Annotated in this window: 1 rRNA gene; it reads right to left on the reverse strand. The window is 53.7% G+C overall.

Annotated features, from left to right (window positions below):
* Positions 1-50: 50 nt before the first annotated feature.
* Positions 51-167 (reverse strand): 5S ribosomal RNA (rrf, locus tag M3650_RS31635).
* Positions 168-255 lie beyond the last annotated feature (88 nt).

Raw genomic sequence — 255 nt, forward strand, 5'->3', positions numbered from 1 at the left:
TAAGGGCCCTCAGAGCAGTTCAGAAGAACTGCCCATGAGCAATGCGCTCTGCTTGGCAACGTCCTACTCTCCCGGGACCCTGCGGTCCAAGTACCATCGGCGCTGGAGGGCTTAACGGTCGTGTTCGAGATGGGTACGCGTGGAACCCCTCCGCTATCGCCACCAAACAGAAGAAAAGAAAGAGATTCCTCTTTCAAAACTGAAAACGAGTGAAAACGTTTGTGGGTGGAAGCGATGCTTCCTGTATGTCTCCGT

The organism is Paenibacillus sp. MER TA 81-3, from assembly GCF_023713585.1.
GTDB classification, from domain to species: Bacteria; Bacillota; Bacilli; order Paenibacillales; family Paenibacillaceae; genus Paenibacillus_B; species Paenibacillus_B profundus.